General features: G+C 63.3%; 15 protein-coding genes. All 15 read left to right on the forward strand.

The window, feature by feature from the left end:
* The first annotated feature begins 6 nt into the window (after positions 1-6).
* The 15 genes from NQ490_RS04650 (at position 7) to NQ490_RS04720 (ending at position 16,352) form a co-directional block, all read left to right on the forward strand.
* The gene (locus tag NQ490_RS04650) at positions 7-1,245 is read left to right on the forward strand and encodes an ABC transporter transmembrane domain-containing protein (RefSeq protein WP_007047709.1); all 1,239 of its coding nucleotides are present in this window, start codon (positions 7-9) and stop codon (positions 1,243-1,245) included.
* On the forward strand, positions 1,206-1,739 hold the full coding sequence (locus NQ490_RS04655) for an ATP-binding cassette domain-containing protein (protein ID WP_259951739.1): 534 nt from the start codon (positions 1,206-1,208) through the stop codon (positions 1,737-1,739). Before NQ490_RS04650 ends, NQ490_RS04655 begins: the two co-directional genes overlap by 40 nt.
* On the forward strand, positions 1,736-3,475 hold the full coding sequence (locus tag NQ490_RS04660) for an ABC transporter ATP-binding protein (protein WP_007047711.1): 1,740 nt from the start codon (positions 1,736-1,738) through the stop codon (positions 3,473-3,475). The genes NQ490_RS04655 and NQ490_RS04660 overlap by 4 nt, the downstream gene beginning before the upstream one ends.
* Entirely contained in the window at positions 3,472-3,996 is a 525-nt protein-coding gene (locus NQ490_RS04665) for a hypothetical protein (RefSeq protein WP_007047712.1), read from the forward strand. The genes NQ490_RS04660 and NQ490_RS04665 overlap by 4 nt, the downstream gene beginning before the upstream one ends.
* Positions 3,971-4,495 (forward strand): hypothetical protein, encoded by a 525-nt coding sequence (locus NQ490_RS04670; protein ID WP_187118517.1) that lies wholly within the window; start codon positions 3,971-3,973, stop codon positions 4,493-4,495. Before NQ490_RS04665 ends, NQ490_RS04670 begins: the two co-directional genes overlap by 26 nt.
* The gene (locus NQ490_RS04675) at positions 4,492-4,734 is read left to right on the forward strand and encodes a LytTR family DNA-binding domain-containing protein (RefSeq protein WP_040917841.1); all 243 of its coding nucleotides are present in this window, start codon (positions 4,492-4,494) and stop codon (positions 4,732-4,734) included. Before NQ490_RS04670 ends, NQ490_RS04675 begins: the two co-directional genes overlap by 4 nt.
* A 14-nt stretch (positions 4,735-4,748) precedes the next feature.
* Positions 4,749-7,613: an insulinase family protein gene (locus NQ490_RS04680; RefSeq protein ID WP_259951641.1), complete on the forward strand. Its 2,865-nt coding sequence runs from the start codon at positions 4,749-4,751 to the stop codon at positions 7,611-7,613.
* A gap of 12 nt (positions 7,614-7,625) precedes the next feature.
* Positions 7,626-8,894 carry an L-cysteine desulfidase family protein gene (locus NQ490_RS04685; RefSeq protein WP_007047719.1) on the forward strand — a complete coding sequence of 423 codons (1,269 nt, stop codon included), beginning with the start codon at positions 7,626-7,628 and terminating at the stop codon, positions 8,892-8,894.
* A gap of 15 nt (positions 8,895-8,909) precedes the next feature.
* A complete protein-coding gene (locus NQ490_RS04690) occupies positions 8,910-9,779 on the forward strand; it encodes a YitT family protein (RefSeq protein WP_007047720.1) in 870 nt (289 codons plus the stop codon).
* A gap of 577 nt (positions 9,780-10,356) precedes the next feature.
* Positions 10,357-11,142, forward strand: a complete 786-nt coding sequence (locus tag NQ490_RS04695; RefSeq protein ID WP_007047722.1) for an ABC transporter permease — start codon at positions 10,357-10,359, stop codon at positions 11,140-11,142.
* Entirely contained in the window at positions 11,118-11,909 is a 792-nt protein-coding gene (locus NQ490_RS04700) for an ABC transporter ATP-binding protein (protein WP_007047723.1), read from the forward strand. The genes NQ490_RS04695 and NQ490_RS04700 overlap by 25 nt, the downstream gene beginning before the upstream one ends.
* A gap of 64 nt (positions 11,910-11,973) precedes the next feature.
* Entirely contained in the window at positions 11,974-13,053 is a 1,080-nt protein-coding gene (locus tag NQ490_RS04705) for an ABC transporter substrate-binding protein (RefSeq protein WP_007047724.1), read from the forward strand.
* 235 nt (positions 13,054-13,288) lie between these two features.
* Positions 13,289-14,809 carry a sensor histidine kinase gene (locus NQ490_RS04710; protein ID WP_007047725.1) on the forward strand — a complete coding sequence of 507 codons (1,521 nt, stop codon included), beginning with the start codon at positions 13,289-13,291 and terminating at the stop codon, positions 14,807-14,809.
* Positions 14,806-15,477, forward strand: coding sequence for a response regulator transcription factor (locus tag NQ490_RS04715; protein WP_007047726.1), 672 nt, complete (start codon positions 14,806-14,808; stop codon positions 15,475-15,477). The genes NQ490_RS04710 and NQ490_RS04715 overlap by 4 nt, the downstream gene beginning before the upstream one ends.
* Positions 15,478-15,530: 53 nt before the next feature.
* Positions 15,531-16,352, forward strand: a complete 822-nt coding sequence (locus NQ490_RS04720) for a sugar phosphate isomerase family (protein WP_007047727.1) — start codon at positions 15,531-15,533, stop codon at positions 16,350-16,352.
* Positions 16,353-16,355: the final 3 nt, after the last annotated feature.

A 16,355-nucleotide genomic window follows, 5' to 3' on the forward strand; every position in this document is an offset into this window, starting at 1 on the left:
GCGAACATGCAAAACAAACAGCCGTCCCAAGGCTCTCTGGGCCGGTTCTTTTCCATGCTGTGGAAGGCCCGGCTGCCCTACGCCTGGATCGCGGGCTATCTGGTGGTCAGCGTCCTGATGACCAACGTGGGCATCAGCGCCACCGAGTACACCGCCCAGCTCTACGCCGGCAACGTGGATTTCTGGGGCGTGGTGATCCCCTTTCTGGTGGTGTCGCTGGTGAGTCTGGTCATCGGCAGCGTTTCGGGGATGATCAGCGGCATCTGTATGGCCCGCATCGACCGCAACCTGCGCCGGGCCGTCTGGCAGAAGATCGTGCGGCTGCCCTTCGGGTACTACCAGCAGAACGCCCCCAAGGAACTGATCTCCCGCGTGACCACCGACATCAGCACCATCAGTGCCCTCATCATGCAGGTCTTCCTGCTGGCGCTGACTTCCCTGTATTCCACCGTGCGCCTCTTTGTGCAGATCCGCTCCTACAACAGCCGTCTTATGGTGGCCACCCTGGTGCTCCTGCCTTTGCAGGTGGTCATCGGTGTGCTGGCCGGTCAGCTGAAGTTCGGCCTCAGCGATGAGGTCAACCGCCGCACCGCCGAACTCACCGAGGCCGTGTCGGAACGCACCGGCCAGGCCATGCTCATCAAATCCTTCTCCGCCCAGAAGCGGGAGGAGGAGGCCGTGGGCCGCCGGGCCAAAGCCTTCTACCGGACCTCGGTGCTCAACGCCTGGGTGACCAACTTCGTCTCCCCGGTGTATGTGCTGGTGGGAGCGCTGCAGTTCATCGTCATCGTGATGGTGGGCCGCGGCTTCTACGCCGACGGTTCCATCACCCTGGCCCAGTGGGTGGCCTACTTTGTCTTCGCCAACCAGATCATCAACAACCTCACCGCCTACACCGGCTACTGGACCAGCCTCAAGTCCGCCCAGGGCGCCACCAACCGGGTCGCCGCCGTCATGGCCGAGCCCGAGGAGGACCGGGACGCCGGTGAACCGGTGGGCACCCTGCAGGGGGACATCGTCTTTGATCATCTGCGCTTCGGTTATGGCGAAACGCTCCTCTTCGACGACCTCTGCCTGACCATCCCCCAGGGACGGGCCACGGCGGTCATCGGACCGTCGGGCAGCGGCAAGACCACCCTGCTGAACCTGGTGGAACGGCTCTACCCCCCCCCGAAGCCGGCACCATCCGCATCGGCGGGGACGACATCCGCCGGTTTTCCAAGCGCAGCTACCGGGCGGCGCTGACCTACATCACCCAGGAATCCACCATGCTCTCCGGCACCATCCGGGAGAACCTGCTCTTCGGCGTCCGCCGGGAGGTGGAAGATGCCGAGCTGGACGAAGTCTGCGGAGAAGTGGGGCTGCTGGACTACCTCCGCAGCCTGCCCGCCGGGTACGACACCCAGGTGGGCGAGGACGGGTCCCGGCTTTCCGGCGGGCAGAAACAGAAGCTGGCCGCCGCCCGGGGTATGCTCCAGAATTCCGCCTACTTCCTGATGGACGAGGGCACCGCCGCCATGGATGCCCGGGCCAAGGACGCCGTCTGGGCGGCGGTATCCCGGCTGATGCAGGGCAAGACCACCCTGTATGTGGCCCACGACCGCCAGACCGTGCTGAAAGCCGACTACGTGGTGGTGATGGACCGGGGCCGGGTGGCGGATTTCGGGCCCATCGACAGGGTCTATGAGACAAGCCCCTATCTGCGCCAGCTGGTGGGGGAAGGAGGTCTGAAACGATGAAGCAGGCACAAACCAAACAGGCCCGCAAGGAAAAGCTCTGGGGGCCCTTCCTGCGGCTGTACACCCGGTTTCCCATCCCCTGGGTGTACTATCTGGCCGCCATCCTGCTGGGCATGCTGGCCACCGAACTGGCCCTGAAGGTAGCCGACCTGACCATCCGGGTGAACAAGGGCGAACTGTACAACGCCGTCATCATCGGCTATGTGCTGGTGAGCATCCTCTACGCCCTGGTGGTGGGCTTCCAGAACGTGCTCTCCGCCTACGGCACCCAGAAAACCACCCTGCGGGTGCGGGGCGTGGTATGGCGGGCCATCCTGGGCCTGCCCATGATGGAGGTGGAGGCGGAAGGCCCCAGCAACCTGATCTCCTGCGTGACCAACGACGCCACCCAGGCCGCCAGCGCTTTACAGATGCTCTTTCTGTCGGTGTCCTCCCTCTACGCCCTGGTGCGCGCCTGCATGAAGATGATTGCCTTCAACGGGCAGCTCTCCCTGGTGCTGGTGGTCTCCATCCCCCTGGCGGCCCTGGTCTTCTTCCTCACCGGCCGGCTGCAGTTTATCGCCAGCCGCCGCCAGTACGAGGCCCTCAACACCATGACCGCCTTCTTCTCGGAACACATCGCCTGCGCCAAGCACGTCAAGGCCCAGGGCATGGAGGAGCGGGAGATCGAGGAAGGCCTGCAGGCCATCGAAGCCCGCTACCGGGCGGATCTGCTCAATGTGTTCTTCGGCATGGTGCAGACCGGTCTGTTCAGCCTGTACACCCGGCTGAACACGGTGCTCATCGCGGTGGGCGGTTCCCAGCTCATCCGCACCGGCCACATGGCCAGCACCGGCATCAACGATTTCACCACCTACTCCGGCAAGGTGGAACAGTACGAGAGTGAACTGCTCACCCCCTACCAGACCGTCAAAGGCACCCAGGGCAGCCTGCGCCATGTGAACGAGATCCTGGCCCGCCCCTCCGAACATCTGGAACAGGGCGCGCCCCTGGGTCCTTCCGGGGACATCCGGCTGCAGGACGTGCGGTTCAGCTTTGACGGGGAATACCCCGTGCTGCGGGGCGTTTCCTGCACCATTCCCTACGGAAAGCGCACCGCCATCATCGGCGGCAACGGCAGTGGCAAGTCCACCGTGATGAAGCTGCTCCAGGGCTTCTACCGCCCCGACAGCGGCACCATCACCCTGAACGGTCAGGACCTGGCGGAAGTGCGGCTGGACGATCTGCGGGGCCGGTTCGCCTATGTGCTGCAGAATACCCCGCTGCTGGCCGGCACTATCCGGGAGAATCTGATCTACGGCGCCAGGACCGCCCCCGACGAGGCCGCCGTCATCGCGGCCGCCAAAGCCGCGGGAGCCCACGACTTCATCGTCCGGCTGCCCTACGGCTACGACACCCAGGTGGGCTCCGCCGGGGCACGGCTTTCCGGCGGACAGCGCCAGCGCATCGCCATCGCCCGGGCGCTGCTGGTACAGCCGGAATATCTGCTGCTGGACGAGGCCACCGCCAGTCTGGATCACCGCACCGCCGGGGCGGTACTGGACAGCCTGCTGGACGGCCGGGTACCTACGGTGCTTTACATTTCCCACAACATGGAGGAGGTCCGCCGGGCCGACCATGTGATCGTACTGCGGGATGGTCAGGTGGAGGCCAGCGGCACCCCCGACGAGCTGGCCCGCCTCAGCCCGGCCTACCGCGACTACGCCGCCAAGCAGCGGCTGGAGGTGCCGGTATGAAAAAGATCACCCTTTCCTTTCTCCTGCTCCTGGTGCTGGCCACCGCCGGGGCCCTGGTCTTTGTGGGGCTTTCGCCGGACTTCACCGAGCCGGACCAGCTCCATGAACAGCCGCGTCTTGCCGCCGACAACCCCATCTGGGACAAATCCCTGGATGACCTGGCCGGGTATCTGGTGGACCAGGGGGTGCTGAGCAGCACCGACTACCAGCCCCTGTCGGACGGCATTGCCACGGCGGCCCGGGGCTACAGCGGACTGGAACTCTACTGGTGGGACCTGGCGTCCCTGGAGGAGGGCAGCGACGAGTACAACGCCTACCTGGGTGCCCGGGATGACGGGTCCATCGACCTGTGGGGCAGCGGCATCCTCATGCCGGTGACGGCGGTGCGCGGTCCCTTTGCCCTGAACATCACCCCGGCCTACACCGGCGACGCCGCCAAGGCGGAACAGGCCTTTGCACAGTTCTGCGCCGAGGACACGGAAGGAGGCGACGCCCATGGCGATCCGGACGGTACTGATTGAGAAAGACCCCGACCAATTGCTGGAGATCGAAAATCTGCTGGGCTTTTACCACAAGTTCGACATTCTGAAAACCTTTGACAACATCGACGAGGCCAGCCGGTTTCTGCTGGAAGAGGAGGTGGACGCCGTCTTCATCCGCAGCGACGTGGGAGACCCCGCCCACACACCGGACGGCAGCTTCCTTCTGAGCTACGTCACCCAGCGCAAGCCCGATCTGCTGGCCGTGCTGTACAGTCCCTCCCAGAACACCGCTTTCTGGTCGCTGACGGTGGGGGCCGTTGCAGCCTTCACCCTGCCCCTGGACCCGCTGCTCTTCCAGCGGTCGGTGGACCGGGTACTCTACATCTACGACCTGTTGCAGTACAAGCGGGACGCCCGGGCCCGCAGCATTCTGGTGAAGACCCGGGACGGCTACCGGATGCTGCAGCTGTCCGACATCCTTTTCATCGAGCGGCGGAACGCAAGAAGTACATCGTCTGCGCCGACGGATGCGAGGTGACGGTATCCAACTATTCCATGGACGATCTGGACGCCCTGCTGAGCAGCAGCCATTTCTACCGGTGTTATTCGTCCTTCATCATCAATCTGGAGCGGGTGGAGCGCATCAACATCAACAACGACAAGAAGCTCTACTCCGTCACGCTGGACGGCTTTGACGGCGAGATCATCCTCAGCCGGGAAAAATACAAGGAACTGATGGCCGTCCTGAGAAAGAAATATTCCGACCTGACCCTGTAAAGGAGGCTTTTTGTATGAGTTTCACCCGGATAGCCCGCCGGGACCTGCCGGAACTGGAGGCTGTACTGTGGGAACTGCGCCACGACGCCACCGGCGCCCGGCTGGTCTGGCTGGACCGCGCCGAGGAAAACAAGACCTTTTGCATCGGTTTTCCCACCCGGCCCTGGGACGACACCGGCGTCTTCCACATCCTGGAGCACTCGGTGCTCTGCGGTTCCACCCACTACCCCGTGCGGGAGCCCTTTGTGGAACTGATGAAAAGCTCCCTGAACACCTTCCTCAACGCCATGACCTACCCGGACAAGACGATCTACCCCGTCTCCAGCCGGGATGAGCGGGACCTGCACAACCTGATGCGGGTCTATCTGGACGCGGTGTTCCATCCCCTACTGCTGGAAAACCCCGCCATCTTCGCCCAGGAGGGCTGGCACTACGAGCTGGACGGCGACCGGGTCACCTGCAAGGGCGTGGTCTTCAACGAGATGAAGGGGGTGTTCTCCGCCCCCGATGCCCTGCTGGAATACGAGGCGGACCGCCGCCTTTTCCCCGATACCTGCTACCGCTGGGTGTCAGGGGGTGACCCCGCCCACATCCCGGAACTTTCCTGGGAGGGCTTTGCAGCCGCCCACCGACAGTGGTATAATGCTGGCAATGCGCTGATCTTCCTGGACGGTGCCCTGGACCTGGACGCCGCGCTGGCCATCCTGGACGAGGCCCTGCCCGCCGGAAGCGCCGGCGCGCCGCTGCCGCCCCTGCCGCTGCAGGCCCCGGTGGACGGCGGCACCGCCGTGGTGGACTACGCCCTGAGCGACCGGGAACCTCTGGAGGGCCACCACTGGCTGGGGCTGGGCTTCGGTGCCGGGACTTTCCGGGACCGGGAGGAGCTGACCGCCCTGCAGGCGCTGTGCGACGTGCTCTGCGGAGACAACGAAGCCCCGCTGCGCCGCTGTCTGCTGGAGGCGGGGCTGGCCCGGGACGTGACGATGCAGCTCAACGACGGGGTACTGCAGCCCACCCTGCTGCTGACGGCGAAGCACTGCGCCGGGGAGAGCCTTTCCCGGGTGGAAGACCTCCTGCGGGATACCCTGACCGGGCTGGTGCAAAAGGGCCTGGACCGGGCGCGGGTGCACGCCACCCTGGACAACCTGGAATTCAGTCTGCGGGAGCGCCAGGGCGGCTGGATGCCCCAGGGGCTGCTGCTGGCCACCCAGGTCTACGCCAGCTGGCTGTACGGGGGCGATCCGGCGGCCAACCTCTGTGTGGAGCCGCTCTTCGGGACGCTCCACCGGCGCTGCGACGAGGGCTGGTTCGAACAGCTCCTGGAGCGGGTCCTGCTGGACAATCCCCATCGTTGCCGGGTGATCCTACGACCCTCCCACACCCTGGGAGCCCAGCGGGATGCCGCCGAAGCGGCCCGTATCCGGGCGGTGACCGACCGCTGGACGGAGGCCGACCGGGCTGCGGCCCGCGCCCTGCAGGACCGCACCCGGCACTGGCAATCCACCCCCGACACCCCCGAGGCCCTGGCGTCCATGCCCCGGCTGCGGCCAGAGGAGGTGGACCCCCGTCCCGCGGTGCTGCCCACTGTGGTGGAAACACCGGCGGGCCTGCCGGTGCTGCGCCACCCTCTGCCCACCCACGGCATCACCTACCTGAACCTCTACTTCGCCGCGGAGGACCTGGACGGGGAGGATCTGTGCCGGGCCTCCTTCCTCTGTGAATTGCTGGGGGCCCTGGGCACCGACACCACCCCCGCCGCCCGGCTGCCCCAGCGGCTGCGGGCCACCTTCGGTTCGCTGCAGAGCCGGGTGGAGGCTTACGGCGGAGCGGAGGACTTTTCCCGCTGCCGGGTGTTCTTCTGCGTGTCGGCCAGCATGCTCAACGGCAAGGCCGACCGGGGCCTGGCACTGCTGGAGGAACTGCTGCGGGAGACCCGGCTGGATGACCGGGACAAGCTGTGGGCCATCCTCTGCCAACGCCGGGCCGACCTGGCGCGGCAGATCGCCCAGAACGGCAATTCCTTTGCCATGACCCGGGCGGGGGCGGCTTTCCGCACCGAGTGCGCCGTGCAGGAGTACGCCGGCGGCATTGCCTGCCTGCAGTGGCTCCAGGCCCGGGAGGCCGAAGGTCCTGACGCCCTGCCCGCCCTGGCAGAACAGCTGGAAGCGCTGATGCACCGGCTGTTCACCCGGACCCGGCTGACGGTGAGCGTGACCTCCGATGCCCCCGCCTGCGCTGAGGAAGCTGCCGTCCGGCTGGCCGAGGCCCTGCCCGCCGGGACCCGGGTCCTGCCCGCCGCCTGCGCCGCCACCTGGCCCGCCCCTGCCAAAGAGGGTTTCGTGCTGCCTGCCGATATCGCCTTTGCCGCCATGAGCGGCCCCTTCCCCGACGCCAACCGGGGCACCGCCCGGGTGATGAAGCGGGTGGTCTATCTGGACCATCTGTGGAGCAACATCCGGGTGCGGGGCGGCGCCTACGGCACCGGCATGGTGCTGCGCAACAACGGCCTGGCCAGCCTTTCCTCCTTCCGGGACCCCGACGCGGCCCACTCCCTGGCCTGCTACCGGGCCATTCCCGCCTTCCTGCGGCAGTACACCGGCGACGTGACGGGGGCCATCCTGGGCGCTGTGGCGGAGAGTGATCCGCTGCTCTGCCCCCGGGACAAGGGCAAGACCGCCGATGCCCGGTACTGGAAAGGACTTTCCGATGCGGCGCTGGCCCGCACCCGGCAGGAGATCCTGCATACCACCACCGCCGACGTGGCCGGGTATGCCCGCCGGATGGCGGAGCTGACGGGGAGCAGCGCCGTCTGCGTGCTGGGGCCCCGCCGCCAGCTGGAGGCCTGCGGGGCGGAACTGGATACGATTATTTCGCTGTGAAAGGAGTCCGTCATGACGGAAGAACTCTATGGGATGTATACCGCCATCCTGACCGAAGAACTGGTACCCGCCATGGGCTGCACCGAACCCATCGCCCTGGCCTATGCCGCCGCCCGCGCCCGGGAGGTGCTGGGCGCCGAGCCGGACCGCATTCTGGCCCGGTGCAGCGGCAACATGATCAAGAACGTGCGCTGCGTCCAGATCCCCCATTCCGGCGGGATGACCGGCATCGAGGCCGCCGTCTGCCTGGGCGCGTTCGGCGGCGACGCCGACCGCCGGATGGAAGTGCTGGAATCGGTGACCGGCCCCGACCGGCAGCAGGCGGCGGATTTCATCGCCGCCGGGCACTGCACGGTGGAATTCCTGGACTCGGAGATCCCGCTGCACTTCATCGTGGCGCTCTCCCGCGGGGAGGACACGGTGGAAGTGGAGGTGCGCTACGCCCACACCAACATCGTCTCCATCCTGAAAAACGGCCAGTCGGTCTTTTCGGGGGGCGAGGGACAGCCCGGCCAGGCTGTCCAGACCGACCGCAGCAAACTGACCATCGACGCCATCAAGGAATACGCCGACACGGTGCCCCTGGAGACCATCCGCCCCATCTTTGAGCGGCAGATCCGCTGCAACATGGACATCGCCTACGAGGGAATGAGCGGCAACTACGGCGTGGGCATCGGCCGGATGCTGCGCGCCGCCTACCCCGACAGCACTTTCTCCCGGATGCGCGCCTACGCCGCCGCTGCGTCGGAGGCCCGCATGGCCGGCTGCGACATGCCGGTCATCATCAACTCGGGCAGCGGCAACCAGGGCATTGCCTCCTCGGTGCCGGTCATCGTCTATGCCCGGGAGAACTTCCTCCCCGCCGAACGGCTCTACCGTGCCCTGGCTTTCTCCGGCCTGCTGACCGTCCACCAGAAGGAATACATCGGCAAGCTCAGCGCTTTCTGCGGGGCGGTGTCCGCCTCCTGCGCGGCGGGGGCTGCCATCACCTATCTGGATGGAGGCACCCTCGACCAGATCAAGGCCACCATCGACAACACCCTGGCCAACATCCCCGGCATCATCTGTGACGGCGCCAAGGCCAGCTGTGCCGCCAAGATCGCCGCCAGCCTGGACGCCGCCATGCTGGCCCATCACCTGGCCATGGCCGGCCGCAGCTACGGTGCCCACAACGGCATCCTGCGGGAGGACGCCGACGAGACCATCAGCTGTGTGGGCCGCATCGGCAAGGAAGGCATGCGGGAGACCGACCGGGAGATCATCCGGCTCATGCTGCAGTAAGGGAGGTGCACCGCCATGGAACGCAAGGTGCCCGGCGCGGTGCGGGATGTTGCCACCATCGTGGTGGGCAGCGCCATCTTTGCCCTCGCCTTTGACTGGCTGTTCCAGCCCAACCAGATCGTCACCGGCGGAGTCACCGGCATCGGCCAGGTGCTCCACCGGCTTATTCCGGTGCTGCCGGTGGGCGTGATCGGTATTGCCTTCAACGTTCCCCTCTTCGTCCTGCTGGCACGGCGCCAGGGATTCCGCTCCTGCCTGCGCTCCTTCTGCGCCATGGTCACCGGCAACGTCATGATCGATCTGCTGGCCGCTGCCGTTTCCTTTCCGCCCATGCAGAACCAGTTCCTGGCCTGCGTCTTTGCGGGGGTGCTCTTCGGCTTTTCCATCGGGCTGCAGCTGCGGGCGGGCATCACCACCGGCGGGTCCGACCTGGCCGCCCGGCTGCTGAAATACCGCTTTCCCCATATCTCCATCGGGCGGCTCTGCCTGGGGATCGACCTGGTCATCATCGCGGCCTACGCGGTGGTGTTCCGCAGTGTGGACGGCGCTTTGTCCGGCATTGTGGCGATGTATGTCTCCAGCCTGGCCATGGACACGGTGGTCTACGGCTCCACCCGCGCCCGGATGGCCGTCATCATCAGCGACAAAAACGACGCCCTGGTGAAAACCCTGCTGGCGGAGCATTTCGGCGTCACCCGGATGGCCGGGGAGGGCGCCTACCGCGGCCGCAGCAAGGAAGTGCTGCTTACCACCTTCCGTCCCAACCAGATCACCGCCCTGAAACAGACGGTGCTGGCCCTGGACCCCGAGGCCTTCCTCATCGTCTGCGATGCCCACGAGGTCATCGGCGAAGGGTTTGCCAGCTACTCGGAGGACGCCCTGTAACTGCTCACGGAAGCAGCCCGCCCCGCAAGGCCAGGGCAAAAAACACGCTCTTCTGCCCTCTTTGCCGGGCAAGGCTGCTTTTTCCACGATCCATGCCCGTTCCCTCCCACAGGGACGGCCCGCAAGCGATGGAGCATCCCGCTCCGTCGCTTTTTCCTTTTAGGGCGCCGGATTTTTTTCACAAGTCCTTTGTTCCTTGCATCGCGTATTTTAGCGCTTTGAAGCGTGAAACACCCGGGCCAGCAGTCTTCTTTCTTTTTCGACCTCTTGACATCTGTATAACCGGCGCCTATAATGAGCGCATGATCGATCACCACAAAGCGGTGGAACCGGGAGGTTCTGCCGCTTTTTTGTTTGTCCGGGAGCCATGCTGTCCCATTTTCGCCACTGCAATCGGTGATATTGATGGGCAGCGGTTCGACTTTTTGTGCACTCTCCATAAAAGTCAGGGGGATAAAAGTTCCCCCTTTCGGTCAAGAGTTTTTTCCTCTATACTGGAGACAACACAAAAAGCAACTATGGAGCGCGGTTCCGGCCCGATACCGGCACCGCAAAGAAGAAAAGGCAGGGTGATTCCGTGAACAAAAAGTCAGGCGGTTTGGCAGATCGGATCCCCACCAAAGTCTGGCTGCTCATCTCTCTGGCAGCTGCACTGGTGGTATGGACCATCCTTTCTGTGATTCCGGTCACATCCAGAAGTTTTCCCAACGTTATCGTAACCATTCAAGAGATCAAGGTCATGTATGACCGCGGCGTGCTGCTCACCGATATCGGCAGCAGCCTGATCTCGGTCTTCGCCGGTTACCTCATCGGCTTTATCATCTCGCTGCCGGTGGCCATCCTGATGGCCTGGTACGTGCCGGTACGCAACATTCTGCAGCCGTGGATCTCCTTCATCCGCAACATTCCCCCGCTGGCTTATGTGCCCCTGATCGTTCTGTCCGCCGGCATCGGCCGTCGCCCCCAGATCATCACCATTACCATCGCCACGTTCCTGATCATGTGCATCACCATCTATCAGGGCGTCATGAACATCGATGATACCCTGATCCGCGCCGCCCGCGTTCTGGGCGCCAAGGACCGTGACATCTTCATCCGGGTCATCGCACCGGCCAGCCTCCCCTTCATCATGACGGCCATCCGTCTGGGCGCTTCCACCGCGCTGACCACCCTGATCGCCGCCGAATCCACCGGCGCCATGGCAGGCCTGGGCATGCGGATCCGCACGCTGAACGCCAACTTCGATACCGACCCCATGCTGCTGTACATCATCATCATCGGCATCATCGGCTTGATTATTGAAAAAGTGATTGACTTTGCAGAAAGGAAACTGACAGGATGGCAGGAGAAACGAGAAGCGTAAAGGTCAAGATTGACAACGTCAAGATGATCTTTAATACCCGCAAGGGTCAGATGACCGCCCTGAACGGCGTGAATCTGGACATTCACGAGAATGAATTCATCACTGTCGTCGGCCCGTCGGGCTGCGGCAAATCCACTTTGCTGAACATCATTGCCGGCCTTCTGCAGCCCTCCTCGGGCGAAGTCCTGATCAACGGCAAGAAGGTTGAGGGCGTTGGCCGTGAGCGCGGCGTCGTCTTCCAGCAGTACGCCCTGTTCCCCTGGCTGACGGTGAAAAAGAACGTCTGCTTTGCCCTGGAGATGCGGGGCATCAAGGGCGCCGAGGCCGAAAAAGAAGCCATGCGCTACCTGCAGATGGTGGACCTGGAGAAGTTCGCCGACCACTATCCCAAAGAGCTGTCCGGCGGCATGAAGCAGCGCGTCGCCATCGCCCGCGCCTACGCCGCAGAGCCGGAGATCCTTTTGATGGACGAGCCTTTCGGCGCCCTGGATGCCCAGACCCGCACCCAGCTGCAGACCGATCTGCTCAACACCTGGGAGAAAAAACAGAAGACCTGCTTCTTTATCACCCACGACGTGGAGGAAGCTATCATCCTGGGTCAGCGCTGCGTCATCATGAGCGCCCGTCCCGGCCGCATCAAGAACATCATCAACATCGACATTCCCTATCCGCGCACCCAGGAGACCCGCATGAGCCCCCGTTTCAACGAGCTCAAGAACGAGATCTGGGGCGAGGTCTACAAGGAATATCTGGAAGTCCGCAAGTAAATTCGGTCCGAATAGAGTTCGCACAGACTCTGTAAATCGATATAGAATTGGAGGATAGAACCACATGAAAAAACTGCTTGCAACCCTGACGGCTGCCGCCATGGCGCTGAGCCTGGCCGCCTGCAGCTCGACCAGCTCCACCGCGACGAGCAGCTCTTCCGCCGCGGCGGACAGCAGCTCTTCCACCGCCACCACCGAGGCGGCCGAAGAAGCCACTTCCACCTCGCAGGAGCCCATCACGCTGAACATTGCGTACATGCCCAACTACGCCAGCCTGGTGGAGGTCGTCACCGCGGATCAGATGGGATACTTTGCCGAGGAAGGCATCACCGTCAACCTGAACTCCTTCGCCGACGGCCCCACCATCATCGCCGCCATGGAGAACGGCTCCATTGATATCGGCTACATCGGCTCCGGTGCCCACAAGCTGTGCATCAACGGCCAGGCCAAGATCTTCTGCTTCGCCCACGTGGGCAACGGCGACGCCGTCATGGCGCTGTCCGACCACGGCATCACCACCGCCGCCGATCTGAAGGGCAAGAAGGTGGGCTACGCCTCCGGTACTTCCAGCGAAGCCATCCTGCAGCAGACCCTGGCCCAGGCCGGTCTGACCATGGATGACATCGACGCCTACGAGATGGACGCTTCCGGCATCGTCAGCGCCATGACCTCCGGCTCTCTGGATGCCTGCGCTCTGTGGAGCCCCAGCACCCTGGCCGTTCAGGAAGAACTGGGCGACAACGTCGTGGTTCTGGCTGACAACCTGAGCTTTGCCGATCAGTCCGCTTCCATCTCCTCCTGGATCTGCATGTCCGACTACGCCACCGAGCATCGCGACAACCTGCTCCGCTTCCTCCGTGCCCTGTACAAGGCCAAGGATTACCGCGCCGATCCCGCCAACGCTGAGCAGATCAGCCAGTGGATCGCCGACGAATGCGGCCTGGATTACGACACGGTCTACGCACAGCGCGGCGACGCCGAGTGGCTCACCAGCCAGGAAATGATCGATGAGATCAACGACGGCACCATCGAAAAGCTGTACCAGTCCCAGCAGAACGGCTTCATCGCCAGCGGCGACGTGGCGGCGGAAGTTCCTGTGGACGACTACGTCATGTTCGATCTGATGCTTGAGGCGGCCGAGTAAGGCTCTGCCCTGGGCATCCGGTCCCAACCCAAAAAAATAAAGACGGGGCACATACCGACGGCGTGTCCCGTCTTTTTCATCGATAAGCCATCATTCAAAGAATTTTTCTTTGCGGCAAACCCATTCGACATCCGTATTTCCTTTCCGACAGCAGATTGTATTTTTGTTGACTTTTCACTATAATAAAATCAACAATCCGCTTATATTTTAGTCAGGAAAGAGATGGAGTCCGACCATGCCGTTGATCGTCGCTGCCGCCCTGTTGGCTGTATCGGTGGCCTTTTCAATTCTCAAGCGTCAAAGAGGCTATTTTCTGCTTGCGGGACTTTCCGCCAGCCTGTTCGTCTATCTGCTGTTCACCCTGATCTACATCGCCAAGAAAGGCGGCATCGGGGAACAGATGAGTTTTGTGCTGTTTGTGACGGCGGGGTTCCGCAGAACCCTGCAGTTCCTGCAGCTGACGCTGCCCCAGCTGGGCTACGGCATGGCCATCGGGCGCTACCTGTTCCCCTGGCTGTTCCTTCTCACGGCGCTGGACCAGTCCGCCACCGTTCGGACCCGGAGCCTGCGCAGGTTCCTCCTGCCCACCGCCGTGCTGCCGGTCCTGTCGCTGATCCTCTACCATCCCGCGATCTTCCTCGCCATCGCCTCGGACGGCAGCCGTCAGCGCATCGCCGTGACCTTCTCCCTGGTCTGGGTGTTCGCCTATCTGGTGCTGGGCTGCGCCATCCTCCTTCACGGCCTGCGCAGCACCCGCATCCGCTACATCCGCAATCTGGAACTCATCGTCCGGACGCTGCTCATCAGCATCGCGGTCCTCTTCGCCGCCTACGCGCCCCAGGATCCCGCCCAGGTCTACCTCTTCTACCGGGAAACCTACATGACCTCCCTGGGACTGTGGTACCTCAACCCCTATCTCTCCCCGGCCATGTATCTGGTCATCCTCTTCATCAACACCGGCTCACTGCTTCTGAGCATCTTCTCCATGATGACGGTGGCCAAGATGGAATGGAGCGAGACCCAGGATGACATCCGCCTGGAACGCAGGTACGACATCGCCCGCACCGGCGGCGGGGTCTTCATGCACGGCATCAAGAACCAGCTGCTGGCCAACCGGGTGCTCTGCCGCCGCCTGAACGAGGCGCTGGAGGCCGAAGCCCCCGATCTGGAGCAGGTCCGGCTGTGTGCCCGCCAGCTGGCCGACAACACCGACGGCATGCTCTCCCATGTGCAGGAGCTGTACAAGAGCCTGAAATCCAATTCCCTGTCCATGCGGCTGTGCAGCCTGGACGAGATCATTGACGGCGCGGTGAAAAGCCTCTGCAAAAAATATCCCGCCGCTGCGGTGGAGGCAGCCCCTCCCTGCGGGCTGTCGGTTCTGGCCGACCCCGCTCATCTGCAGTCGGCCTTGACCAATCTGCTCATCAACGGCTGGGAATCCACCGTTGCAGCCGGCCGCAGCGATCCGCTGCATCTGTCGGTGCAGGAAAAAAACACCTTTCTTGTCATCTGCGTGCAGGACCAGGGTACCGGCATCAGCAAGTATGACCTGAAAAAAATCTTCGAACCCTTTTATTCCAGCAAAAATTCCAACTCCAACTGGGGCATGGGCCTCTATTATGTCCGCACGATCGTCAAACGACATATGGGTACTCTCAAAGTGGAAAGCTGCTACGGCAAGGGCTCCAGTTTCTACATCCTGCTGCCCAAACTGCTTCCCGAGCATACCTCCAGAAAGGGGGACGTGAAATCATGAGTATCCGTATTCTTGTAGTGGACGACAACGACATTCTGCGGGAGGACCTGTGCCAGCAGCTGGCCAAACAGCCCGACTTCACGGTGGTGGACAGTGCGGCCACCGGCGCGGAGGCGGTGGAAAAGGCCCTGTCACTGGACTGCGACCTGATCCTCATGGACATCGAGATGGAGAGCATCCGCGCCGGCATCGACGCCACCGCCCAGATCCATCCCCAGCGTCCCAATGTGCAGATCATCTACCTCACCGCCCACGACAGCGACGACATGATCCTGACCGCCATGGCCACCGGCGCTGTGGACTACTTTGTGAAGGGCAGCGACACCGAAGAACTCTGCCGCCACATCCGCATGGCCTACGCGGGCACCCCCATCATGAGTGCCCATACCCAGGAGGTCATGCTGCGGGAATATTCCCGCCTGCGGCGCAACGAGTTCAGCCTGCTGTACTTTGTCAACACCCTGGCCTCCCTGACCCCCACCGAACGCACGCTCATCCGCTATCTGCTCCAGGGCCTCAACGCCCGCCAGATCAGCGAAATCCGCGTGGTGGGCATCGAGACCGTCAAATCCCAGATCCACAGCATCCGGGAAAAATTCGGCTGCTCCCGCACCAAGGAGATCGTGGCCTTTATCCGTCAGCTGGGTCTGGAACATCTGTTTTTGTAAGACCGTACCTTTTTACAGATCTGATTCTCAACCAATGAAAGGAGAAACGTACTATGGACAAGGCGTATTATCATATTTCCGAAGCGCAGCTGGGCGAAGGCGCCAAGATTCCTCTGGTCAAGATGGAGAGTTCCGAGGCCGTCTTCCGCAAGATGGCCGACATGATGGCGGACTGCATCCTGGAGAACAACGCTGCCGGCCGCCGCACCGTCTTCATCTGCCCCGTAGGCCCTGTGGGCCAGTACCCCTTCTTTGTGGAGCGGGTGAACAAGGAGCGCATCAGCCTGAAGAATGTCTGGTTCTTCAACATGGACGAGTACCTCAACGATGACGGCAGCTACATCGACGCCGCCAGCCCGCTGTCTTTCCGCGGCTTCATGGACCGGGTGGTCTACACCCAGATCGATCCCGAGCTGGTCATGCCCCCCGAGCAGCGGGTCTTCCCCGACCCCGCCGATCCCGCCCGCGGCGACCGTATGATCGAGGAGCTGGGCGGTGTGGACATCGCCTTCGGCGGCATCGGCATCACCGGTCACCTGGCCTTCAACGAGCCTCAGCCCGAGCTGAGCTGTGAGGAATTTGCCGCGCTGCCCACCCGCATGCTGGACATCCACGCCGAGACTCGCGCCACCAACTCGGTGGGCGACCTGGGCGGTGCCCTGGAATGCATGCCCAAGCGCTGCATCACCATCGGTATGAAGCAGATCCTCTCCGCAAAGAAGATCCGCCTGGGCGTCTTCCGTGACTGGCACCGCGCCGTGGTGCGCCGCGCCGCCTACGGCGACCGCACCGCCGACTTCCCCGCCACCCTGGCCCAGACCCATCCCGATGCCATGATTCTCATCAACGACGTTGCTTCCAAGCAGCCCTACTGAGAG

Origin of the sequence: Subdoligranulum variabile, from assembly GCF_025152575.1 — a bacterium.
GTDB classification, from domain to species: domain Bacteria; phylum Bacillota; class Clostridia; order Oscillospirales; family Ruminococcaceae; genus Gemmiger; species Gemmiger variabilis.